20 protein-coding genes are annotated in these 22,370 nt (G+C 66.8%); 12 read left to right on the forward strand and 8 right to left on the reverse strand.

The features are described from left to right. Positions 1 to 92 precede the first annotated feature (92 nt). The 3 genes from DOL89_RS09015 (at position 93) to glgB (ending at position 6,587) form a co-directional block, all read left to right on the forward strand. Positions 93 to 731 (forward strand): outer membrane protein, encoded by a 639-nt coding sequence (locus DOL89_RS09015; RefSeq protein WP_119678842.1) that lies wholly within the window; start codon positions 93 to 95, stop codon positions 729 to 731. A 210-nt stretch (positions 732 to 941) separates the two neighbouring features. Next, positions 942 to 4,256 carry a maltose alpha-D-glucosyltransferase gene (treS, locus tag DOL89_RS09020; protein ID WP_119678843.1) on the forward strand — a complete coding sequence of 1,105 codons (3,315 nt, stop codon included), beginning with the start codon at positions 942 to 944 and terminating at the stop codon, positions 4,254 to 4,256. A gap of 144 nt (positions 4,257 to 4,400) precedes the next feature. Then, the gene (glgB, locus tag DOL89_RS09025) at positions 4,401 to 6,587 is read left to right on the forward strand and encodes a 1,4-alpha-glucan branching protein GlgB (protein WP_205574684.1); all 2,187 of its coding nucleotides are present in this window, start codon (positions 4,401 to 4,403) and stop codon (positions 6,585 to 6,587) included. A 38-nt stretch (positions 6,588 to 6,625) separates the two neighbouring features. Here glgB and DOL89_RS24810 read toward each other — a convergent pair whose 3' ends face one another. The 4 genes from DOL89_RS24810 to mutY form a co-directional block, all read right to left on the reverse strand. Continuing rightward, entirely contained in the window at positions 6,626 to 6,787 is a 162-nt protein-coding gene (locus DOL89_RS24810; protein ID WP_162937411.1) for a hypothetical protein, read from the reverse strand. 84 nt (positions 6,788 to 6,871) lie between these two features. Next, entirely contained in the window at positions 6,872 to 7,159 is a 288-nt protein-coding gene (locus DOL89_RS09030; protein ID WP_162937412.1) for a hypothetical protein, read from the reverse strand. A gap of 291 nt (positions 7,160 to 7,450) precedes the next feature. Beyond that, on the reverse strand, positions 7,451 to 8,173 hold the full coding sequence (locus DOL89_RS09035) for a DUF1194 domain-containing protein (protein WP_119678846.1): 723 nt from the start codon (positions 8,171 to 8,173) through the stop codon (positions 7,451 to 7,453). Between the two features lie 15 nt (positions 8,174 to 8,188). Then, positions 8,189 to 9,361, reverse strand: coding sequence for an A/G-specific adenine glycosylase (gene mutY, locus DOL89_RS09040; protein WP_119678847.1), 1,173 nt, complete (start codon positions 9,359 to 9,361; stop codon positions 8,189 to 8,191). Between mutY and DOL89_RS09045 the strand changes: the two genes are divergently transcribed. The 7 genes from DOL89_RS09045 (at position 9,360) to DOL89_RS09075 (ending at position 17,161) form a co-directional block, all read left to right on the forward strand. Continuing rightward, on the forward strand, positions 9,360 to 9,821 hold the full coding sequence (locus tag DOL89_RS09045) for a DUF721 domain-containing protein (protein ID WP_119678848.1): 462 nt from the start codon (positions 9,360 to 9,362) through the stop codon (positions 9,819 to 9,821). The genes mutY and DOL89_RS09045 overlap by 2 nt on opposite strands. Positions 9,822 to 9,897: 76 nt before the next feature. Then, positions 9,898 to 10,554, forward strand: coding sequence for a DsbA family protein (locus DOL89_RS09050; protein WP_162937413.1), 657 nt, complete (start codon positions 9,898 to 9,900; stop codon positions 10,552 to 10,554). Positions 10,555 to 10,599: 45 nt separating this feature from the next. Continuing rightward, entirely contained in the window at positions 10,600 to 14,127 is a 3,528-nt protein-coding gene (gene smc / locus DOL89_RS09055; protein WP_119678850.1) for a chromosome segregation protein SMC, read from the forward strand. Between the two features lie 136 nt (positions 14,128 to 14,263). After that, positions 14,264 to 14,749, forward strand: coding sequence for a hypothetical protein (locus tag DOL89_RS09060; protein WP_119678851.1), 486 nt, complete (start codon positions 14,264 to 14,266; stop codon positions 14,747 to 14,749). Between the two features lie 335 nt (positions 14,750 to 15,084). After that, the gene (locus DOL89_RS09065) at positions 15,085 to 15,519 is read left to right on the forward strand and encodes a CBS domain-containing protein (RefSeq protein WP_119678852.1); all 435 of its coding nucleotides are present in this window, start codon (positions 15,085 to 15,087) and stop codon (positions 15,517 to 15,519) included. Positions 15,520 to 15,635: 116 nt separating this feature from the next. Next, on the forward strand, positions 15,636 to 16,187 hold the full coding sequence (locus DOL89_RS09070) for a universal stress protein (RefSeq protein WP_119678853.1): 552 nt from the start codon (positions 15,636 to 15,638) through the stop codon (positions 16,185 to 16,187). A gap of 170 nt (positions 16,188 to 16,357) precedes the next feature. After that, positions 16,358 to 17,161, forward strand: coding sequence for a ZIP family metal transporter (locus tag DOL89_RS09075; RefSeq protein WP_225889741.1), 804 nt, complete (start codon positions 16,358 to 16,360; stop codon positions 17,159 to 17,161). 11 nt (positions 17,162 to 17,172) lie between these two features. On the opposite strand, the gene DOL89_RS09080 is transcribed toward DOL89_RS09075, so the two are convergent. From DOL89_RS09080 to DOL89_RS09095, 4 genes are all read right to left on the reverse strand, one after another. Beyond that, positions 17,173 to 17,520, reverse strand: a complete 348-nt coding sequence (locus DOL89_RS09080) for a cupin domain-containing protein (protein ID WP_119678854.1) — start codon at positions 17,518 to 17,520, stop codon at positions 17,173 to 17,175. 79 nt (positions 17,521 to 17,599) lie between these two features. Beyond that, positions 17,600 to 17,788 (reverse strand): hypothetical protein, encoded by a 189-nt coding sequence (locus tag DOL89_RS09085; RefSeq protein WP_119678855.1) that lies wholly within the window; start codon positions 17,786 to 17,788, stop codon positions 17,600 to 17,602. 90 nt (positions 17,789 to 17,878) lie between these two features. Next, positions 17,879 to 18,457 carry a histidine phosphatase family protein gene (locus tag DOL89_RS09090; RefSeq protein WP_119678856.1) on the reverse strand — a complete coding sequence of 193 codons (579 nt, stop codon included), beginning with the start codon at positions 18,455 to 18,457 and terminating at the stop codon, positions 17,879 to 17,881. A gap of 82 nt (positions 18,458 to 18,539) precedes the next feature. Beyond that, entirely contained in the window at positions 18,540 to 19,280 is a 741-nt protein-coding gene (locus DOL89_RS09095; RefSeq protein WP_119678857.1) for a class I SAM-dependent methyltransferase, read from the reverse strand. 166 nt (positions 19,281 to 19,446) lie between these two features. On the opposite strand from DOL89_RS09095, the gene DOL89_RS09100 reads away from it, so the two are divergent. Together DOL89_RS09100 and DOL89_RS09105 are read left to right on the forward strand one after the other, a co-directional pair. Then, entirely contained in the window at positions 19,447 to 20,793 is a 1,347-nt protein-coding gene (locus DOL89_RS09100) for a TldD/PmbA family protein (protein ID WP_119678858.1), read from the forward strand. Positions 20,794 to 20,926: 133 nt separating this feature from the next. Beyond that, positions 20,927 to 22,366: a TrkH family potassium uptake protein gene (locus DOL89_RS09105; RefSeq protein WP_225889742.1), complete on the forward strand. Its 1,440-nt coding sequence runs from the start codon at positions 20,927 to 20,929 to the stop codon at positions 22,364 to 22,366. The last annotated feature ends 4 nt before the right edge of the window (positions 22,367 to 22,370 follow it).

Genomic DNA, 22,370 nt, shown 5'->3' on the forward strand with positions numbered 1-22,370 from the left:
GACACAACAGCAGGTGATCGAAAAGGGTCGGGCGGCTGACGTCATGACTCTAAGAGCGTCACCGGCTATAGTGCGGAAGTGGAGTAGGACCCATGAACGCGCTCAAGACGACCCTTTTCGCCCTGGCCCTGGCTGCCGCCCCGATCGCCGTCACGACGAGCCACGCTGAGACTCCGTCTGAGCAGAGCGGACAGGCGGAAGGCGGCGTCTATCTGCAGGGGCTTGGCGGATGGAGCACCCTCAGCGGTGCTCCAGCCTCCTCCACCGTCCTCGATCCGGCCCTGGCGAACATCAGCTCCGGCGCTTCACTGGGCTGGCAGCCGATGGAAAGCCTCCGGGTGGAACTGGAATATCTTTACCGGAACGCCAGCAACGAACGCATCGGCGCGATTGCGGAGACCAGCACGGGCACCCTCGATTCGCGCAGCCTGATGGCGAATGCGCTGATCGACTTCAACATCAGCGACTGGGCGACGCCCTATGTCGGTGTCGGCGTGGGCTGGACCCGCGTGGAGCCGGTGACCGGCTTCAGCACCCGCGACGACGTCTTCGCCTATCAGGGCATCGTCGGTCTGTCGGTTCCCTTCTCCGACACGCTGTCCTTCTTCGCCGATGGCCGCTTCATGCGCAGCGACGATTTCAATCTCGGCATTTCCAGCATGTCCGACAACCATCTGCAGAGCTGGTCGGCGCTGGCCGGCTTCCGTTTCACCTTCGGCGGCAGCAACTAGGTCCGGCCCTCTCCCGCCGCTCATCGACCACGGCCGCCCCATCGGGCGGCCGTTTCGATTCCGGCGCTGGCTTCCGGCTGCATCGCTCATAAAGGGTAATACGCTCTAGCGTGGTGAATTTCCCGGCCGAGGTGGTTTGGACTAGGGGAGCGCAACCCTTCGCGCTCCGTCCTGTTCAGTTCTTACCCCGCACGCAGAAAAAAACCGCCCATGATCGATCGCAACGACCGGCACTGGTACAAGGACGCCGTTATCTATCAGACGCACGTCAAGGCGTTCTTCGACTCCAACAATGATGGAATCGGCGATTTCGCCGGGCTCACAAGCAAGCTGGATTATATCCAGGAGCTGGGCGTCTCCTGTATCTGGCTGCTGCCCTTCTATCCCAGCCCGCTACGCGACGACGGCTATGACATCGCGGACTACCGCGACATCAACAGCCGGTACGGCGACCTGCGCGACTTCCGCACCTTCATTCGGGAGTGCCACGCGCGCGGCCTGCGCGTCATCACCGAGCTGGTGGTGAATCACACCAGCGACCAGCATCCCTGGTTCCAGCGCGCCCGCAAGGCCCCGCCGGGCAGCAACCACAGGAACTTCTATGTCTGGTCCGACAATGACCGGAAGTATGCCGGAACCCGCATCATCTTCTGCGATACGGAGAAGTCGAACTGGACCTGGGATGAGGAGGCGCAGGCCTACTACTGGCACCGCTTCTACAGCCACCAGCCGGACCTGAACTTCGACAACCCCCGCGTCCTGCGGGAGGTGATGAACGTTATGAAGTACTGGCTGGACATGGGCGTGGACGGGCTGCGCCTGGACGCCGTGCCCTACCTGATCGAGCGCGAGGGCACGAACTGCGAGAACCTGCCCGAGACGCACGACATCCTGAAGAAGATCCGGGCGGAGATGGACCAGCACTATTCCGACCGCCTGCTGTTGGCCGAGGCCAACCAGTGGCCGGAGGATGTGCTGCCCTATTTCGGCGACCCGGAGAAGGGCGGAGACGAATGCCACATGGCGTTCCACTTCCCGCTGATGCCGCGCATGTACATGGCGCTCGCCATGGAGGACCGGCACCCGATCACCGACATCATGCGTCAGACTCCGGAAATTCCGTCCGACGCCCAATGGGCGATCTTCCTGCGGAACCATGACGAGCTGACGCTGGAGATGGTGACCGACAAGGAGCGGGACTATCTCTGGAACTTCTACGCGTCCGACCGGCGGGCGCGCATCAATCTCGGCATCCGCCGCCGCCTCGCCCCGCTGATGGACAATGACCGGCGCAAGATCGAGCTGCTGAACAGCCTATTGTTCAGCATGCCCGGCACGCCGGTCATGTATTACGGCGACGAGATCGGCATGGGCGACAACGTCTTCCTGGGCGACCGGGACGGTGTCCGCACGCCGATGCAGTGGAGCCCGGACCGCAATGGCGGCTTCAGCCGGGCCGACCCGGCGCGGCTCTACCTGCCCGCCCTTCAGGACCCGATCTATGGCTTCGACGCCGTCAATGTGGAGGCGCAGGCCCGCTCCTCCTCCTCTCTTCTGAACTGGATGCGCCGGATTGTGGCGGTGCGCCAGTCGCACAAGGCGTTCGGCCGCGGCACGCTCCGCTTCCTCTACCCCGGCAACCGCAAGGTCCTGGCCTATCTGCGGGAGCATGAGGGAGAGACGGTGTTGTGCGTCGCCAACCTGTCCCGCTCGGCGCAGGCGGTGGAACTCGACCTGCGGGAGCTGCGCGGCCGGGTGCCGGTGGAGCTGCTCGGCCGGTCGATCTTCCCGCCCGTGGGCGACCTGCCCTACCTGCTTACCCTGCCCAGCTTCGGCTTCTACTGGTTCATCCTGACCTCCCAGCCGGAACTGCCGAGCTGGCACGAGCCGATCCCGGAGGTGACCCCCGACCTGATCACTCTGGTCCTGCGCAACAGTTGGCAGGACGCGCTGAGCGGACGCTCCGCCCGGGAGCTGGAGCAGGAAGCCCTGCCGCTCTACATCCCGAAGCAGCGCTGGTTCGGCGCGAAGGACGCCCGCATCACCGGGACCCGCCTTGCCGGCACGGCCGTGCTCCCCAACGGCGCCGAAGGCTATCTGATGGCGCGGGTGGAGGTGTCCCACACCGGATCGTCGGAGCCGCAGTCCTACTTCCTGCCGCTTGCCCTCTCCTGGGAGGAGAGTGCCGGCAACACCGGCTGGTCACTGCTGCCCTACACGGTGGCGAAGGCACGCCGTGGCCCACGCGTCGGGGCGGCGTTCGATGCCATGCAGCACCCGGAATTCGTCCGTACGGTGATTCAGGCCATGCAGAGGGGCACGCAGGTGCCCGGCAGCGCCACCCTGCGCTTCCGGCCCACCAACCGGCTCAGCCGGGAGCCGCTGCCCGACGATGTCGTCGTGCGCAGCCTGGGGGCGGAGCAGTCCAACACCTCCGTCATCATCGGCGACGAGATGGTGTTCAAGGTCTACCGCAAGCTGGAGTCCGGCATCCATCCGGAGCTGGAGATCAGCCGGTTCCTGACCGAACAGGTGCCGTTCGCCAATACCCCGCCCCTTCTGGGCTCGGTCGAGATGGAAGAAGGCGACCACTGCATCGCGGTGGCGGTACTTCAGGGCTTCGTGCGGAACCAGGGCGACGGCTGGGGCTTCACCCTCGACTACCTCAACCGTGAACTGGAGGAGGAGCGGCTGAAGCTCTCCGCCGGCACCGAGAACGAGCCGGAGGAGCCGGTTTCACCTGCCGACATCTGGGGCCTCTACAACACGCTGGCCCGTACCCTGGGCGAGCGGACGGCGGAAATGCATGTCGCCCTGTCTACCGCCACCGGCAACCCGGACTTCGATCCGGAGCCGGTGACCGAAACCGACATGCAGGGCTGGCACGAACAGGCCCGCAAGCAGGCCGACCGCGCCTTCCAGGCCCTGCGGCTGGTCCGCAACGACCTGCCGGAGGAAACCGCGGCCGACGTGGATGCCCTCCTGGCGCGGGAGGAGGAGGTGATGAAGCGCCTCGCCCGCCTCGCCCACGGCACGGTGGACGCTGCGAAGGTGCGCATCCATGGCGACTACCATCTGGGCCAGGTGCTGCGCTCCTCCACGGACTGGTACATCATCGACTTCGAAGGGGAGCCGATGAAGAACCTGGCCCAGCGCCGGGCCAAGAACGCCCCCATGCGGGACGTGGCCGGGATGCTGCGCAGCTTCGACTACGTCTCCTGGGCAGCCCTGCGACACATCGCGGAGGTCCATGCCGACACCATGCCGCGGCTCCGCCCGATGGCGGAGCAGTGGGAGGCGGAAGCCCGCCGGAACTTCCTGGAAGGCTATCGTTCCCACATCGGCGACAGCCCCGCTTACCCCAAGGGCGAGGGTGAGGCCGACCGGCTGATGGAGCTGTTCGAGCTGGAGAAGGCGCTTTACGAGATCGCCTACGAGGCGGGCAACCGTCCCGGTTGGCTCTCCATCCCGGTCAGCGGCGTGCTCGACATGCTGGGCGCCAAGGGTGGCGAGCAGGCCGGCTGACAGGACAGGGTCCGGGGATGCCAGTGCATTTTCCCCGGACCCGCCTACTGACAAATCCGCTCTTCACGGGTTGACGCGGTACGTCCGCACGTCACCCGATGATCCGTTCCGCCAGGGGAGGTTCGCCCGCCCATGCCCGACATCATGATCGACACCCGCTTTACCCATGCCATCCAGTCCCTGATGGATGCCGACCATGGCGACCCGTTCAGCGTACTGGGTCCTCATTCCGATCCGCAGAGCGGCTGGCAGGTGCGCGCCATCTTTCCCCAGGCCCAGAGCTTGGCGGTGATCGACCAGGAAACCGGGGAACGGCTGGCCGAGGCGCAGCGCATCCATGATGCCGGCTTCTGGCTGGCCCGTATTCCCGGCGCCCAGCGGCCCTACCGGTTCGAGATCGACTTCGGCAGCGGCCCCATGGAGATGGAGGACGCTTATCGCTTCGGTCCCTGGCTGGGCGACCTGGACCGGCACTTGATCGGCGAAGGTACCCATGAGCGGCTCTGGGAAAAGATGGGCGCCCATGTGGTCACCCATGAGGGCGTTGCCGGCACTGCCTTCGCTGTCTGGGCGCCGAATGCGAGGAAGGTGTCCGTCGTCGGCGATTTCAATGCCTGGGATGGGCGCCGCCTGCCGATGCGCCTGCACCCCGGCATCGGCGTCTGGGAAATTTTCGTCCCCCATGTGGGCAAGGGCGACTCCTACAAGTTCGAGATCCGCGGCCCGCATGGTCATCTGATGCCGCAGAAGGCCGATCCCTTCGCCTTCCAGGCGGAACTGCCGCCCCGCACCGCCAGCGTGGTGCACGGGATTCCGCAGTGGGAATGGTCGGACCAGTCCTGGCGCGACCGCCGGGCCCAGTCCAACGATCGCACGGCCCCGATCAGCATCTACGAGGTCCATCTCGGCTCCTGGAAGCGCGGGGAAGACAACCGCCACATGACCTACCGGGAGATGGCGGAGGAGCTGGTCCCCTATGTGGCGGAGATGGGCTTCACCCATATCGAGATGCTGCCGATCACGGAATATCCGTTCGAAGGCTCCTGGGGCTACCAGCCCATCGGCCTCTACGCGCCGACCAGCCGCCATGGCGGGCCGGAGGAGTTCAAGGCCTTCGTCGAGGCCTGCCATGCGGCGGGGATCGGCATCCTGCTGGACTGGGTGCCGGGGCACTTCCCCACCGACCCGCATGGGCTGGGCATGTTCGACGGCACGCATCTGTATGAGCATGCCGATCCCCGCCAGGGCTTCCACCAGGACTGGAATACCCTGATCTACAATTTCGGCCGGCGGGAGGTGGCGAATTTCCTGACGGACAACGCCCTGTTCTGGCTGGACCACTACCATCTGGACGGGCTGCGCGTGGATGCCGTCGCCTCCATGCTGTACCTGGACTACAGCCGCAAGGCGGACCAGTGGGTTCCCAACCGTTTCGGCGGGCGGGAGAACCTGGAAGCCATAGACTTCATGCGCCGGACCAACGAGCTGACCTATGGCCGCTATCCCGGCACCATGACGGTGGCGGAGGAGAGCACGGCTTGGCCCGGCGTGTCGCGGCCGGCCTATCTGGGCGGGCTGGGTTTCGGCTTCAAATGGAACATGGGCTGGATGCACGATACGCTCCAGTACATCTCGAAGGAACCGATCCACCGCCGCTGGCACCACAACGACATCACCTTCAGCCTGGTTTATGCCTTCTCCGAGAACTTCATCCTGCCGCTCAGCCATGACGAGGTCGTGCACGGCAAAGGCAGCCTGATCGGCAAGATGCCGGGCGACCGCTGGCAGAAGTTTGCGAACCTGCGCGCCTATTTCGGCTTCATGTGGGGCCATCCCGGCAAGAAGCTGCTGTTCATGGGCGGCGAGTTCGCTCAGGAGCGGGAGTGGAACCACGACCGCGGCCTGGACTGGTTCGTCACCGACCTGCCAGACCACAAGGGCGTGCAGAATCTCGTGCGCGATCTGAACCGCCTCTACCGGGAGCTGCCGGCCCTGCACAAGCTGGACTGCCAGCCGGAAGGTTTCGAGTGGCTGGAGGGCGCCGACAGCGAGAACTCGGTCCTGGCCTTCGTCCGCAAGGATGGAGAAGGCAATCTGGTGGCCGTGGTCTGCAACTTCACGCCGATCGTCCGCCAGGACTACCGCCTCGGCGTTCCCTCGGGCGGCTGGTGGGCGGAACGCATCAACACCGATGCGGAGGTCTATGGCGGGTCCAACGTCGGCAATGGCGGCGGGCTCCAGGCCGACGAGATCCCTGCCCACGGCAGGCCCTACAGCCTGAATCTGACGCTCCCGCCGCTCGCCACCATGATGTTCCAGCTCACCCGCTGATGCCGGCCGCCGCGGCCCGCCGCCCTGCTGGCGGCGGGTCAGCGCTCGCCGCGGGCGGTGGGATAATGCAGCGCCGGTTCCCCGGCCTTGCTCTCTTCAGCCGGCGCCAGGAGCAGTGCTCCGGCGATGATGCCGCCTAGAAGCCCGAGGACGGCCGCAAGGCCGTTCCGGTTCTCCCGGATCGCTCCGTGCTGTCGCATGAACGCCTCCTAGAAAGCCCTTCAACAGCAGGAATGCAAAGCGGTTGCTGCCCGGGCATCATCCGGCGGCGGAACCGCCGGAAGTCACAGGCCCGGCCGCTGCTCCGCCGGGCGGTCGGCTGGAAGAGGCATCCGCACCAGTTCGATCTGCCCGCGCAAGCTGTTGCTCGCCTCTTCAAGCTGGCGGGCGAACTCCTCCACCGTTCCCTCCGGGGCAGTCCCGGGCGCGGCGGCGGGCGGTTCCGCCCGGACAAGTTCCGCTACCTGCTCGGGAGCCGTCTCCTCCGCGAATGCGGGCATCGCCGTAGCCACTGTGGCGGCCAGGACGGCAAGGGACCAGATCATTTCCACGATCACCATTCTCGTACGCATCTTCCGCTCGTCAATTTGAAGCGGGTCCGTCAACTCTTCGGGCGGGCCGCGCTTTCGATGCGGAAGATATGTGGAAAGAATGTTTCTTGTCTGTTTCAGATCAGTGGGTTAGCTTATGCCGCCGCCGCAGCTCAGCCATCCGAAACCTCTCAACGCAACGGGGCTACTTCGCAGCAGCCGCGTCCAGAAAGAAAACATCAAGAGAAGCCGGTTCTATGAGAAAAAGTGGAATGCCTGCGCCAAGGGAATAGCAGGTGAGCAGGCCGGCATTCTCTCGCCGAACCATTGGGATCAGGCGATTTCCGTTACAAGTTTTGCAAGAAAGGCCGCGGCGAAATCCTCCCGCGTCGCTGCCGTGCGGACGAAGGAGCCCCGGCCCGCGATCACGCTGCCGGCGTAGTAGCTCTCCAGCCAGTCATATTCGTCCAGGATTGCGAGCGCGTTCACGGTGACTCCGGCCGCGGCCGCATGGCCACGGGCGGTCAGCGGGTCGAGTCCGGCATTGTTGAAGCCGTTGGAGACGATATCGATGGTCCGTCGCGTGCTGCTGAAGGGAATTCCGTCCAGCCGCTCGACTCCCTGGATGACGGCGCTGCCCAGGGCGGTGCTTCCCCCCATCGCGATGCCGGGCGCAGCATCGATACGCCTGGCGAAGTCGGCGCATTCCTCCGCATTCGACAGAAGCGTCCACGGCACCAGCGTGGTCAGCGTATCCGGCCCGGCGAACTGACAGAGCTGGACCGCGATCCGCCCCATGGGACCACCGGCAATGGCGGCCGCCACGCCTTGATGACGGAAGGCATCGGCATGTCCGCGAAGCTGGAAATCCAGCAATCCCTTGCTGATGCTGGCCGAAGCATCGACGGCGAGCAGCAGGGCCACATCCACGGCCGGCGATCCCGCGTCGGCCATCACCTGTCGCGGCATCAGGGCCGCCGCGGTCCCCAGGGTTGCGCCGGCGCCCAGGCCCGCCAGCACCCCGCGCCGGCCGATGCGCCCACCTCCCTCACCCATTCAAGCACCTGTTCCTCAGCCCGATGACGCCGCCAGGGCATGCCGCAACACCTTGCGCATGACAGTGGGAAGCGCCTCTTCCCCCAGCCGGTCGGGCGCCGCCCAGCGGCATCCTTCCGGGGCCGGCGCGGAGCCTACCTGTCCGGCAACCACGGCAAGTTCAAGCTCGAAGTGGGTAAAAGTATGACGGACCAGCCCCGGCAGGGTTCGCCATGCGGCAGGCTCGAGCGGCGCCTGTCCCGCTGCGTCCTCCAGGGTCGGCGCAGCCGGTCCCCAGGCGCTGGAGGGCACCTCCATCATCCCGCCCAGCAGGCCAGTCTCCGCCCGCCGCCGCAGCAGGATGTTGCCGGCGGCGTCGGTAAGGAAAAAGGCGATGCCGCGCCGCACCGGCTTCGCTGATTTCTCCGCCTTGGCAGGAAGCCCGTCCTGGCTTCCGGCTGCCCGCGCGCGGCAGAGATCGGCCACTGGGCACAGCATGCAGCGGGGCTTCTTCGGCGTGCAGATCGTAGCGCCCAGATCGAACAGGGCCTGGGTGTAGTCCCCCGGACGGTGCTCCGGAACCAGCTCCGATGCCAGCTCCTTCAGAACAGGCTTCACGCCGGGTAGAGGGTCGCGGACATCGAACAGCCGTGCCACGACGCGCTCCACATTCCCGTCCATGGCCGTGGCGGGCCGGCCGAAAGCGATGGCGGCGATGGCGGCGGCCGTATAGGTGCCGATGCCCGGAAGCTGCCGCAATCCCTCTTCATCCTCTGGAAATATGCCGGCGTGATCCTTGGCTACGGTCTGCGCGCATTTGTGGAGGTTCCGCGCGCGGGCATAGTAGCCAAGGCCGGCCCAGGCGCGCAGCACGTCGTCCAGCTCCGCCGCCGCAAGGTCCACGACCGTGGGCCAGCGCGTGGTGAAGTCCTGGAAGTAGGGTCCGACCGCCGCCACCGTGGTCTGCTGGAGCATGATTTCCGACAGCCACACGCGGTAAGGGTCGGCCAGCTCCCCCGGCGGGCTGCGCCAGGGCAGGATTCGGCGGTGCCGGTCGTACCAGTCCAGAAGCCGGGGCGGCAGGGCGCCGCGGTCGGGCTGAACGGACAGGCCGGCGTCGGCAGGCTGGTCAGGCCGGGCCGGTTCTGCTTTAAGCAGGCTGTGCTCGGGATTAAGGTCGGGCTTCGTAGAACGGATACGCTGAACCATGACAGGACCCCACCGGCTGGGACGGCACGTGACTTCCATCGCCGGCAAGGCGCTGGGCAAGCATGGCATGGCGTTCGGGTCATTGCTGGCCGACTGGTCCAGCATCATGGGCCCGCGGCTGGCCGAGCAGACCTCCCCCCTCAAGCTGGTCTTCCCCAAGGGGAAGCGGGAGGATGCCACGCTGCACCTTCGCGTCACCAGCCCGGCGGCGCTGCTGCTCCAGCATGAGGAACCGCAGTTGCTGGAGCGGATCAACGCCTTTTTCGGTTGGCGCGCGGTGGCCCGGTTGAAGCTGGTGCACGGCGCCCCTGCCCTCAAGATCAACTGGAAGCCGGCACCTGCGCCCAAGCGCCTCACCCCGCAGCAGGAGGCGGAGCTGAAGGGACGGACCGCCGGCCTGGAAAGCCCGGACCTGCGCGATGCGCTGGAACGGCTGGGCCGCGCCATCGGCCCGGCCTGACCGCGACGGCCCAGCCCGCTTGCGACGGGCGCCTTCCCTTATCTATAGTCCAACATCTTGTGTTGAGGATGCGAGCATGCGCCGAAATCTTCGTACCGATCTGACCCGCCGCGGCCTGTTCGGCCTGACCCTGACCGCCACGGCCGCCGCCGCCCTGCCCGCCTGGGCACAGGGCGCTTCAGGTGGGGCCGGGCTCGATCCCTGGATGGGGGAGAAAGTCTATGGCAATCCCGACGCGCCGGTCACGCTGATCGAGTACGCCTCTCTCGCCTGCTCCCACTGCGCCACCTTCCACAAGGAGATCTGGCCGAAGCTGAAGGCGGAGTTCGTCGATCCCGGTCAGGTGAAGCTGATCTTCCGGGACTTCCCCCTGAACGCGCCGGGCCTGCGCGCCCACCAGCTTGCCCGCTGCGCTGGGGAGAAGCGGTTCGAAGGCTTGAAGGACGTGCTGTTCAAGAGCCAAGCTACCTGGCTGAACCAGGATTACGAAAAGCGTCTCGCCATGGTCGCCCGGATGGCCGGACTGACCCAGGCGCAGTTCGACGCTTGCATGGCCGACAAGCAGCTTGAGAACTTCCTGATCCAGAGCCAGGCGACCGGCGGTTCCAAGTACAACGTCAATTCCACCCCGACCTTCATCGTTGAGAATACCGGCACCACCGTTGCCGGCGCGAATGAGAAGGAACTGTTCGAAGCGCTAGAGGATGCGGGCGCCAAGCGCAAGGCCCCGTAATTCCCGGAAGGCTTCCAGACCGTCGGTTCCCAGGACCACGCCGCCGTGCAGTTCACAAAGCTCCGCCTTTCCGGCTTCAAATCGTTCGTCGACGCGACCGAACTGCTGATCGAACCCGGCATGACCGGCGTAGTCGGGCCGAACGGCTGCGGCAAGTCGAACCTGCTGGAAGCCCTCCGCTGGGTCATGGGGGAGACATCGGCCAAGCGCATGCGCGGGGCCGACATGGACGACGTCATCTTCGGCGGCACCGCGACGCGGCCGGCTCGGAACGTCTGCGAGGTGGGGCTGGTGCTGGACAACAGCAGCCGCACCGCCCCCGCCGGCCTGAACGAGGCCGACGTGCTGGAGATCACCCGCCGGCTGGAACGGTCGGAGGGGTCGGACTACCGCATCAACGGCAAGCATGTCCGCGCCCGCGACGTGCAGATCCTGTTCGCGGACAATGCGTCCGGCGCCAACTCCCCCGCCCTGGTCAGCCAGGGCAGGGTCGGCGCGCTGATCAACGCCCGTCCCGGCGACCGCCGCCAGTTGCTGGAGGAGGCGGCCGGCATCAGCGGCCTGCACGCCCGCCGGCATGAGGCGGAGCTGCGTCTCCGCGCGGCGGAAGCCAACTTGACCCGCCTGGACGATGTTCTGGGCGCGATGGACACGCAGCTCCAGGGCCTGCGCAAACAGGCCCGGCAGGCCAGCCGCTACCGGAACCTGCAGGAGCATATCCGCCGGGCGGAAGCCATCCTGCTGCATCTGCGCTGGTCGCAGTCGGAGGACCAGTTGGCCCGCGCCCGCGCGGGCTTCGAGCAGGCGGAGAATGCCGTCCGCAACCTGATGCTGGCGGTGACCCAGAACACCACCAAGCGCACCATGGCCGCCGCGGACATCCAGCCGAAACGGCAGGCGGAAGCCGCGGCGGCTGCCGCCCTGCAACGGCTGGTGCTGGCGCGCGAGCAGTTGGATGCGGAGGAGCGGCGGGCGAAGGAGGGCTATGCCGCCCTGCAACGTCGGCTGGCCCAGATCGACGGCGACCTCGCCCGCGAGAAGTCGCTGGCCATGGACGCCAGGGGCGCCATCGAGCGGCTGGCGGAGGAGCGGCAGTTCCTGACCGAGGCGACCTCCGAGGAGGAGATGCTGCGGGAGGAGGCGCAGGGCGCGCTGCTGGAGGCGAAGGATCTGGTCGAGAGCATCGACCGGGAACTGGCCCGCGCCATGGATGCCATAGCGGCGGAGGAGGCGAAGCGCGGCGCCCTGGACCGGCAGGTGCGCGAGCTGGAAGCCCGCGCCGCCACGCTCCACCGCCGCATCGAGGAGCAGGAGGGCCAGCGCGACGCGCTGAAGCGCCAGATGGAGGGGGCCGGCGCTCTATCGGAAGCCGAGGAGGCCATCGCCACGGCGGAGGAGCGGCTGGAGATGGCCCGCGCCGAAGCCGAGGAGGCCGAGGCCGCAAAGGGAGCCGCCGACCGGCAGTTGGAGGAAGTCCGCGCCAAGGGGCAGGCCGCCCAGACGCGCGCCCGCGAAACCCTGACCCAGCTCGACACCGCCTACGCGAAGCTGAAGGCGGAGGCCGATGCCCTGCGCTCGGTCCTGAAGGCCGGCACGCCCGGCAACCACGCCCCGGCCATCGACAGCCTGACCGTCGCCCCCGGCTATGAGGCCGCCCTGGCCGCGGCGCTTGGCGACGATCTGGCGGCGGCTCTCGAGGAATCCGCCCCGATCCATTGGCGGTCCATGCCGGCGTTGCCCGACCCGGCCCCCCTGCCCGCCGGGGCCGAACCGCTGGCGGCCCATGTGAAGGCCCCTGCCCATCTGGCGCGCTGCCTTGCCCATGTCGGCGTGGTCGAGGACGGTGTCGCCGGGGACCGGGCGGCGCTGGCGCTCAAGCCCGGCCAGATCGTGGTGACCCGTTTCGGCGGCGCATGGCGTTGGGACGGTCTGACCGTCCGCGCCGGCGCCCCCACCGCCGCGGCGGAGCGGCTGAAGCAGCGCAACCGCCTGACGGAGCTTGAGGCCGGGCTGGACGAGGCCGAGGAACGCGCCCTGACCGCCAAGGCCGCATTGGAGGATGCGCGGGAGGAGGCCGAGAGCACCCTGACCGCCGCCCGACAGGCGGTGGACCAGGCGGCGAACCGCGACCGGGCCGCGCGCGACGCCGTGCGCGCCGCCTTCGCCGCCGCCTCCAAGGCCCGCGATGCCCATGCCAAGCTGGCCCAGGCCTCCGCCGCCGCCGCAAGCCGTCTCCAGGCGCTGACCGAAGCCGTGGAGGCCCTGGCGGAGGACCGGGCGGAGGCGGAGGCCGAATGGGCCGAGGCCCGCGCCCAGTTGGAAGAGCTGCCCGACCCGGCGGAGGGCCGCAACCGCATCGCCGAATTCCGCGCCAGGCTGGCGGAGGCGCGCTCCGCGCAGTCCGAACGGCAGAATGCCATGGACCGGCTGGTCCGCGAGGCGGAAAGCCGTCAGCGCCGCCTCGCGGCGATCGCGCAGGAGGAGGCGTCCTGGACCGGCCGGCTGGCCGGCACCGATGGCCGCCTCCGGGAGCTGGAGGAGCGGGCGGCGGAGGGCCGCGCCGAGCTGGAGACCCTGGCCGAACGCCCGGCGGAGATCGAGTTGGAGCGGGCCGCCCTGCTGGACCGCATCGCGGAGGCCGAGCGCACCCGCAAGCGGGCCGCCGACGAGCTGGTCCAGTTGGAAGGCCATCTGAACGAGGTGGAGCGGGCGCTGCGGGAGGCGGAAAGCCGGCTTGCCGATGCCCGCGAGGCCCGCGCCCATGCCGAGGCCGCCGTCGGCGCCGCCCGCCAGCTCCAGGACAGTCTGCGCGAACGCATCGCCGAACGCCTGGAGTGCGAGCCGGAGAAAATCCTGGCCGTTGCGGAAATCGAACCCGGCGAGCAGATGCCGGAGCCTGCCGCCGTTGAAACCCGCCTGGAGCGGCTGACCGCGGAGCGGGAGAATATGGGCCCGGTGAACCTGCGCGCCGAGGTCGAGGTGGCCGAGCTGGAAGCCCAGATCGGCACCATGACCGCGGAGCGGGAGGACCTGATCGCCGCCATCGCCCGCCTGCGCCAGGGCATCAGTTCCCTGAACCGGGAGGCGCGGGAGCGGCTGCTGGCCAGCTTCACCAAGGTGGACGGCCATTTCCAGGAGATGTTCACCAAGCTGTTCGGCGGCGGCAAGGCGCACCTGAAGCTGACCGAAGCGGAGGACCCGCTGGACGCCGGGCTGGAGATCTACGCCTCTCCGCCCGGCAAGAAGCTGCAGGTGCTGTCGCTGCTGTCCGGCGGCGAGCAGGCCCTGACGGCCCTGGCCCTGATCTTCGCCGTCTTCATCTGCAATCCCGCGCCGATCTGCGTGCTGGACGAGGTGGACGCGCCGCTGGACGAGGCGAATGTCGGCCGCTTTTGCGATCTGGTGGAGGAGATGGCGCGGGGCGGCTACACCCGCTTCCTGATCGTCACCCACCACCGGCTGACCATGGCCCGCATGGACCGCCTGTTCGGCGTGACCATGGCGGAGCGCGGGATCAGCCAGCTCGTCTCCGTCGACCTCGCCATGGCGGAGGAGCTGCGCGGGGCGGCCTGACGGGCTTTGCCCGCCCTGACCGGTCGGAAACGTTTCTGCCCTAATAATGCCATCGCGGTGACTATCCTGGGGCGGGAGGGGTTGTAAGTTGGGGTCCCGTACCGAGGCGGTGCCCGCGATTGAGGAGCGAATTGCGATGAGCAAGTTTGGCACCCAGGCAGGCCGTGCGCTGGCAGCAGGCGCACTGGTTCTGGGGCTGGGCGCCTGCGCCAATCCGCAGGCGGATCAGGCCCTGTTTGCCCAGCAGGCCTTTGTCGGCATGCCGGCCGAAACGCTGTTGTCCTGCGCCGGCGTGCCGGATCGGCAGGCGAACGTCGATAACCTGGATTATTTCACTTACAGCAGTGAGCGGATCGTATCCCGCAGCGTGCCATCCATGGGTTTCAGCCCGTACTGGCATCCCTGGTATGGCTGGCGCTACAGCCCGGGTTGGGGAGCTTGGGACGACCGGACGGAGATCGAAAGCCGGAACTGCGAAGCCACCTTCACGCTGAAGAACGGCACGGTTCAGCAGGTGGTCTATAACAGCTCGTCTGCGGGGCCGAGCGCCCGGCTCGACCAGTGCTATCAGATCGTCGAGAACTGCCTGGCGCTGGTGCCGCAGCAGCAGCTTGTTCGCTGATCTCCCGGCGTACCGGCTTCGCCGGCCAGGGCGTGACGGTTTTCAGGGGCACTCCGTTCGGGGGTGCCCTTTTCTTTTTCCCATCCGATTTGAAGTTGATTCCATGCAGAAGCGGGATTGTTCGGCGCCAGAACCGGCCGAGTTCAAGAACTTGACGCGTCTTATTACCTGACCTCGCCGCTGACAGTGCTGCCGCAGCATCTATTACTTTGCTGTTGCAGCATCGAAAGGCTCTTGCGCGTGCGCCGCAACATGGCGTTCCCTTGTTGCAACAGGGCGACCGGGCCACCGACCCGCAGACCAAAAGGCCCATAGATGCGGAGGAGAGGACGGTCATGCACGTCTCGACGATCCTGAAGAACAAGGGGGCCGCAATCATCACCACCCGCCCGGAGGAAAGCACGGGCACGGTCGCGCAGTTGCTGCATGTGAACCGGATCGGCGCGGTATTGGTGGTGGATTCGGACGGTGAGATCGCAGGCATCCTGTCTGAACGTGACATCGTGCGGGGACTTGCCGTGCACGGCGCCGGCGTGCTGGACCGTCCAGTCGCAGAATTCATGACCCGAAAGGTCGTGACCTGCCAGTCCACCGACACCATCGCCAGCATCATGGAGCGCATGACCCAAGGCCGCTTCCGCCACCTGCCGGTGGTCGATGACGGAAAGCTGGTCGGCTTCATCTCCATCGGCGACGTAGTGAAGCTCCGGGTGGAGGAATATGCGCAGGAGGTGGAATCCTTGCGCGAATACGTGTCGGGCGGCCTCTGACCGGCCGCCAGAGCACGGGTTCCTGTGATTTCAGCGAAACCGGTGGCATCGGGCCTGACGGCCCGGTGCGCGCAACCTGCCTTGACGTGCCCGGCCCACCTTGACGGAGGCATGCCATGTATTTCGAACGCCTGATGCAGCCAACTCCGGTCCACCGCCCCGAGCTTGCTCCCTTCCCCGCGGCCGATGCGCGGCCCGAACCGGGAGAGCGGTTCAAGTTCCTCGTCTGCGTGGACGGCAGCCCGCAATCCACCGCCGCCCTGCGCTTCGCCGCCATGCGCGCCCACAAGGTTGGCGGGCTGCTCGCCCTGATGCATGTGGTCGAGCCCGTCGAATTCGGCGAATGGATGAGCATCGCCGACACCATGGAGATGGAGCAGCGCGAGGAGGCCGAGCTGCTGCTGCACGACATGGCCTGTCAGGTGAACCGGCTGACCGGCCTGATTCCCGAACTGCAGATCCGGCGCGGCCAGATCGGGGAGGAGATCCTCTCTGCGATCCAGGAGGATGGCGACATCCATGCTCTGGTCGTGGGCGCCGCCCCTCCCTCTGTCCGGAGAGGCAAGCTGATCTCCTGGCTGGCCGGCCAGTTGGCGGGAGAGCTGGAAATCCCGCTGGTTGTCGTACCCGGCAACCTGACCGACCGGCAGATCGACCTTCTGGCCTGAGCCCACCTCCCCGCGGCTATTCCGTGGGCAGGGGAACGGAACCGCCTGCTCCCTCCTGGCGTTCACCGCCCTGTACGGGAGGAAGCATGATGACGCGCAGCACAGTGATCGACGACCCAGCCACGGCCACGATGGAGCGATGCCCGTGAGCCGCTGAGGCACGGCGACCAGTGGACGCGCTCATTTCCTGGTTCGAAGGCAACCCGGTCGCCCTGGGCGCGCTGGCCAGTCTGGCTGCGGGCGCGGCAACGGGTGTAGGCGCTCTGCCCATGCTGCTGGTCCGGCGGGTGCCGCAACGGGTACAGGATGGGCTACTGGGCTTTGCCGCCGGCGTCATGCTGGCCGCCAGCTTCTTCTCCCTGATCATTCCGGCGCTGGACAATCTTCAGCAGAATGGCGGAACGCCGCGCGCGGCCGCGGCGACAGTTGCCGCGGCCGTGCTGCTGGGCGCCGTCGTGCTCTATCTGGTCAACCGTTATGCCCCGCATGAGCACTTCGTCAGCGGCAGCAATGATCGGCACAGCCAGTCCAAGATGTGGCGCATCTGGCTGTTTGTCATCGCCATAACGCTGCACAACTTCCCCGAGGGGATGGCTGTCGGCGTCGGCTATGGGGCTGGCGACGTCACCAGCGGCAATTCTCTGGCCCTGGCCATCGGTTTGCAGAACATGCCGGAAGGTCTGGCCGTTGCGGCCTCCCTGATCGGGCTGGACTACAAGCGGTCCCACGCTGTGCTGATCGCTCTGCTCACCGGACTGGTAGAGCCGATTGGAGGCTTGGTCGGGGCCGCGGCGATCACCCTGTCGCAGCCCCTGCTGCCCTGGGGCCTGGGATTTGCCGCAGGCGCCATGCTGTTCGTGGTCAGCAACGAGATCATCCCCGAAACCCACCGCAAGGGCCACGAGACCCAGGCAACAGGCGGGCTGATGGTCGGGCTGGCGCTGATGATGTTTCTGGACGTGTCGCTGGGGTAAGCGGGCGACGCCTACTCATACACCGCATAGAGCTTCTTTGCCGGCTCCACCACTTCCCAGGTGCCTACGAACCCGGCCGGCATGACGAAGGCGTCGCCGGCGGTGAAGGTGCGGGCGTCGCCGGCCGTGTCGGTCACGATGACCTTGCCCTCCAGCAGATGGCAGAACTCGTTCTCCGTAAAGGAGACTCGCCAGGAGCCAACCTGCCCCGTCCAGACGCCGCAGTTGAAGCGTCCATCCGTGCTGCTGAACCCGTTCGCCACCGTCTGGACCGGGTCGCCGGTTACGATCTTTTCGGCATCGGGGCGGTAGCTGTCGGGGGACGGCAGGCTGTCCTTGAAGCTGACGACCGGGGGCATGGGCGCTTCCGTATGCTTGTCTGCGGGACAGCCAGGATAGCGGCGGCGCCCCTGTGTTGGAAGCTGTGCAGGGTACTGTTCAGTGCCGACCGGCGGCAGTCACCCTGACATAATCGGTCGGAGCCTTGGCGACATGATCCTCACGACCGAGTTCGCCGACCGGACGGTCCGTCGGGGCGGCGCGCGACGGGGCGGAAATGACCGCAGCCAGCAGCAATCCGATCAGGATCAATGCCTGAAGGATCAGTGCGGTCCGGTGCTTGGTCATGGTCGGCCTCCATCAGGTCGAGCGTTTCCGATAGTCGAAGAACAACAATGGTTCGTGTCTGAAAGATGTCGGCAACCTGTTTCGAATGTTTCATTCCGCGGCAAAATCGAAGGAGGGATTCAGCCTTCCGGCGACCTTCAAATCCCCGCCATCCCGCATCAGAACGATCACTTCCCCGGACCTGGGATAGACTCCCGTCAAGGCAGTGATATTCACCTGATGCGTGACAAGGACCAGGGTACCTTTCCCATTCCACGCAATGATGTGATCTTTGACGGCCTGTGTCTGGACATTTCCTGATTCAATTTGTCCAAAGAAGCTGTCGAGTGGCGCGAATGGCGTGAGTTCGCCGAAGGCAAGGCGCGCGGTGTCCAGGCAACGACACCAGCGGCTGGAAAGGACCTGCGCTATCGGAATCCGCTCCCTCCGGAACGCCTCTCCCAGGCCGCGGGCCTGCGCGCGCCCTTCTTTGGAGAGGTTGCGTTGCGTGGCGCAGTCCGAAAGCTCGAAGTGGGAGGGGTCGCCGACGCCCGGCGCTTCGGCATGGCGGATCATGGCGATAGCACCGCCATTGCGGAGTAGCGCCCAGAGTTCCTCTTCCGCAGCATCGGCCGCAGCCGGAAAAGTGACGAGAAGGAACAGGAAAAGGATCGCCGATACGAAGCGCATGCCCGCCTCCACGCATGGTGCCGCCGCGCAAGGTAGGACCGGGGCGCGGGCCGGCCAGTGCGCCGGGGCCATTGTGGTCGAATCAGGCAGCCCGAAGGACCATGGCGAAGTTCGCGTGGGCGGTAAGCGGAAAGCGCGCCATGGCCCGGACCCAGGCGCCGCGCATGGCCAACCGGGCAATGTCCTCCTCCTCCGGCACCCAGGGCAGCAGCTCGAAGGCGATGGGTTCCAGCCCTTCGGCCCTTGCCAGCCGGCGCACGCAGCCCGGCGTCATTCCGGTCGGATCGGGCAGGCCCAGCCGTCCGCCGGTGCAGAAGCGCTGCCACAGCACTGCCGGATGATGCGCATGGGGTTCGATGACCACGATCCGGCCACCGCGGGCCAACCGGCGGCGGGCAGCCCGCAGAACCCGCAGGGCCCGGGTCTCTCCGCCAAGGCAGCCGCGCACCAGGATCAGGTCGAAGGTATCCGGCAGGCTGCCATCCATGTGGAAGGCCACGGCATCGCCGACAGCAAAGCGCAGATTGTCGAGATGCAGGTCCAGCGCTGCCAGCCTGGCACGCTGCACCCGTGGCGCCGACACATCCACGCCGACCCCGAACGCCACCAGCGGGCTGAGCGCCAGCAGATCGTCGCCGCCGCCACAGGACACGTCGAGGATGCGGGAGCGGGAGCCGCGGCAAAGGACACGTAGAAGGGCGAGCCGGGCGTGGAAGACCCGGAACCGGGGGTCCGTTCCCGCCCACATAGGGTCGAGCGCCGCCCTGAAATCGGGGGGTGGTTCCCGGCCCGGAGGCCGCGTATGGTCGCGGACGGCGCTCATGGTGGAAGAACAAGCAGTAGCTTCACCGGTTCCTATGGGAAGCACTGTTCCTTCCGGGGGGCTTCTACCACCGGAAGACCTCTGCTAGACGAGTCCGGCAGGGCCTGACCGCCCGGTGCCCAGCCGATACCGCCGCCCTCAAGAGCGGCCCGAACAAGGAAGCGCCATGCCTGAGTCACGCGACGCCGCCGCAGATCTGTTGAACGACCTGATCCGCCGGGCGAAGGCGGCGGGGGCAGATGCCGCCGATGCCCTGCTGGTGGACAGCGCGTCCCTGTCCCTGTCCATGCGTCTGGGCAAGCCGGAAGGGCTGGAGCGGTCGGAATCCGGCGATCTGGGCCTGCGGGTGTTCGTCGGGAAGCGCATGGCGATCGTCTCCACCACCGACCGCTCTCCGGCGATGCTTCAGGAGTTGGCGGAACGGGCGGTGGCAATGGCGCGGACCGTGCCGGAGGACCCGTTCATCGGTCTGGCCGAACCGGACCAGATTGCCCGCGAGTGGGCCGACCTGGACCTGTGCGACACGGAGGAACCCAGCGCCGAATCCCTGATCGAGGCGGCCCGCGTGATGGAGGAAGCCGCGCGCGCCGTGCCCGGCGTCACCAATTCCGACGGCGCCGACGGAAGCTGGAGCCGCACCAGTGTGACTTTGGCCGCCAGCAACGGCTTTTCCGGCGGATACGGCATCAGCCGCCGGTCCCTGTCCGTTTCCGTCCTGGCCGGCGAGGGCACCGGGATGGAGCGGGATTACGACTACCATTCCTGCGTCTATGGCAGCGACCTGGAGCCGCCGGAGGAGATCGGCCGCCGCGCCGGCGAACGGGCGGTCGCCCGGCTGAAGCCTCGCAAGGTGAAAAGCCAGGCCGTGCCGGTGATCTATGATCCGCGGGTGTCCGGCGGACTGCTGGGCCATCTGGCCGGCGCGATCAACGGCGCGGCCATCGCGCGCGGGACCAGCTTCCTCAAGGACCGCATGGGCCAGCAGGTCTTCGCCAAGGGCATCCAGGTGATCGATGATCCGCTGGTACGCCGGGGCCTGCGCTCCAAGCCTTTCGACGGAGAGGGCATCGCCACCAGCCGCCGCGCCGTGATCGACGACGGCGTGCTGACAACCTGGTTCCTGGACCTGCGTTCATCACGACAGCTCGGCCTTGCCACGACGGGCCATGCCTCGCGCGGAACCGGCGGCCCGCCATCCCCTTCTCCGACCAACCTCTATCTGGCGCCGGGCAACCTGACGCCGCAGGAGCTGATGGCCGATATCGATCAGGGCTTCTACATCACCTCCCTGATGGGCAGTGCCGTCAGCGGGACCACGGGCGACTATTCCCGCGGCGCCAGCGGCTTCTGGATCGAGAAGGGCCAGATCGCCTACCCGGTCAGCGAGGTGACCGTCGCTGGCAATCTGAAGCGCATGTTCATGGAGATGACGCCGGCCAGCGACCTGGAATTCCGCCACGGCGTGGACGCGCCGACAGTGCGGATCGACGGCATGACGGTCGCGGGTATGTGAAGCTTATACGCAATCTTCGCAGGGCATTCCGGCGAGATCGCCGGATGCGCTTCCTCGCTGCCTGAGGTAGTCTCCGCGGCTGTTGTGCCGTCTTCCGGCTCGCAGTTTCCGGTCCAGAATGTCTGCTTTCGACATGCGGCCGATCTTTTATGTGATCGGCTGGCTGATTCTGGTGCTTGCCGTCGCCATGCAGGTGCCGATGATCCTCGACCTCGCAGTGGGGTCGGAGGATTGGCAGGTCTTCGCCGTATCGTCCGCACTGTGTCTGTTCTTCGGAGTGCTGCTGGCCCTCACAAACCGGGCGCGGCAGATCAGCCTGAACCTGCGTCAGACCTTCGTTCTTACGACGCTGGCCTGGGTGGTGACCTGCCTGTTCAGCGCGCTGCCCTTCATGTTCTCCTCCCTGAGGCTGGGTTTCGCCGACGCGTTCTTCGAGGCGATGTCGGGGCTGACGACCACCGGCTCCACGGTAATCGTGGGCCTGGGCCAGCTGCCGCCGGGTCTACTCATGTGGCGATCGCTGCTCCAGTGGCTGGGCGGTATCGGGATTGTCGGCATGGGAATCGTGATCCTGCCGTTCCTGCGGGTTGGCGGAATGCAGCTCTTCCGTTCCGAATCCTCCGACAAGTCGGATAAGGTCGTGCCGCGCGCAGCCGATCTGGCCGTCGCCTTTGGCTGGGCATACCTGACACTGACGGTGGCCTGCGCCCTTGTTCTGAGCTTTTCCGGCATGCGTGCGTTCGATGCCGTCAACCACGCGATGACGGCGCTCGCTACCGGCGGCTTCTCCACCCAGGACGCCTCGGTCGGCTATTGGAGCGAACCGGCGATCCACTGGACGCTGGCTCTTTTCATGATCCTGGGCTCTCTGCCCTTCGTCCGCTACATCAGCCTGATGCGCGGCGATGCGGAGCCGTTGTGGCGGGACAGCCAGATCCGGACGTTCCTGGGACTGCTGGCCGCCAGCTCCCTTGGCCTGACGGCATGGCTTGTCACGACCCAGCAGATGGAGTTCGCCACCGCGTTTCGCGCCGCCACCTTCAATGTGGTATCGGTCGTCACCACGACCGGCTACGCCTCGGCCGACTACACGCTCTGGGGCGCGCCGGCGGTGGCGGTGTTCTTCGTGCTGACCTTCACCGGGGGCTGCACCGGATCGACGGCGGGCGGCGTGAAGATTCTGCGATTCGAAATCCTGTGGCTGGCCCTGCAGGCGCAGATGACCCGCCTGTTCAGCCCACACCGGATGATGCCGTTGTCCTATGCCGGCAAGCCCGTGGACAGCGATGTCATCCTCTCGGTGATGAGCTTCATGGCCGTCTGGATCGGCATCACCTTCGTCTTCACGGTGCTGCTGTCATTGACCGGGCTGGATCTGGTGACGTCGGTGACCGGAGTAGCGCAGGCGCTGGGGAATGTGGGGCCGGGACTTGGCCCCATCATCGGTCCCGCCGGCAACTTCGCCCCGCTTGAAGACGAGGCGAAGTGGCTCCTTTCCCTGGCCATGCTGCTCGGCCGGTTGGAGCTGTTCACCGTCCTTGTGCTCCTGAGCCCGTCCTTCTGGCGGACCTGACCGG

The sequence above is a fragment of the Indioceanicola profundi genome (assembly GCF_003568845.1).
GTDB lineage: Bacteria > Pseudomonadota > Alphaproteobacteria > Azospirillales > Azospirillaceae > Indioceanicola > Indioceanicola profundi.

Bases quoted from the DNA above. Each gene is read 5' to 3' on its own strand.
- DOL89_RS09015 (WP_119678842.1), top strand. From the start codon at position 93: ATGAACGCGCTCAAGACGACCCTTTTCGCCCTGGCCCTGGCTGCCGCC.
- treS (WP_119678843.1), top strand. From the start codon at position 942: ATGATCGATCGCAACGACCGGCACTGGTACAAGGACGCCGTTATCTAT.
- glgB (WP_205574684.1), top strand. From the start codon at position 4,401: ATGATCGACACCCGCTTTACCCATGCCATCCAGTCCCTGATGGATGCC.
- DOL89_RS24810 (WP_162937411.1), bottom strand. From the start codon at position 6,787: ATGCGACAGCACGGAGCGATCCGGGAGAACCGGAACGGCCTTGCGGCC.
- DOL89_RS09030 (WP_162937412.1), bottom strand. From the start codon at position 7,159: ATGCGTACGAGAATGGTGATCGTGGAAATGATCTGGTCCCTTGCCGTC.
- DOL89_RS09035 (WP_119678846.1), bottom strand. From the start codon at position 8,173: ATGGGTGAGGGAGGTGGGCGCATCGGCCGGCGCGGGGTGCTGGCGGGC.
- DOL89_RS09045 (WP_119678848.1), top strand. From the start codon at position 9,360: ATGACAGGACCCCACCGGCTGGGACGGCACGTGACTTCCATCGCCGGC.
- mutY (WP_119678847.1), bottom strand. From the start codon at position 9,361: ATGGTTCAGCGTATCCGTTCTACGAAGCCCGACCTTAATCCCGAGCAC.
- DOL89_RS09050 (WP_162937413.1), top strand. From the start codon at position 9,898: ATGCGCCGAAATCTTCGTACCGATCTGACCCGCCGCGGCCTGTTCGGC.
- DOL89_RS09060 (WP_119678851.1), top strand. From the start codon at position 14,264: ATGAGCAAGTTTGGCACCCAGGCAGGCCGTGCGCTGGCAGCAGGCGCA.
- DOL89_RS09065 (WP_119678852.1), top strand. From the start codon at position 15,085: ATGCACGTCTCGACGATCCTGAAGAACAAGGGGGCCGCAATCATCACC.
- DOL89_RS09070 (WP_119678853.1), top strand. From the start codon at position 15,636: ATGTATTTCGAACGCCTGATGCAGCCAACTCCGGTCCACCGCCCCGAG.
- DOL89_RS09080 (WP_119678854.1), bottom strand. From the start codon at position 17,520: ATGCCCCCGGTCGTCAGCTTCAAGGACAGCCTGCCGTCCCCCGACAGC.
- DOL89_RS09085 (WP_119678855.1), bottom strand. From the start codon at position 17,788: ATGACCAAGCACCGGACCGCACTGATCCTTCAGGCATTGATCCTGATC.
- DOL89_RS09090 (WP_119678856.1), bottom strand. From the start codon at position 18,457: ATGCGCTTCGTATCGGCGATCCTTTTCCTGTTCCTTCTCGTCACTTTT.
- DOL89_RS09095 (WP_119678857.1), bottom strand. From the start codon at position 19,280: ATGAGCGCCGTCCGCGACCATACGCGGCCTCCGGGCCGGGAACCACCC.
- DOL89_RS09100 (WP_119678858.1), top strand. From the start codon at position 19,447: ATGCCTGAGTCACGCGACGCCGCCGCAGATCTGTTGAACGACCTGATC.
- DOL89_RS09105 (WP_225889742.1), top strand. From the start codon at position 20,927: ATGCGGCCGATCTTTTATGTGATCGGCTGGCTGATTCTGGTGCTTGCC.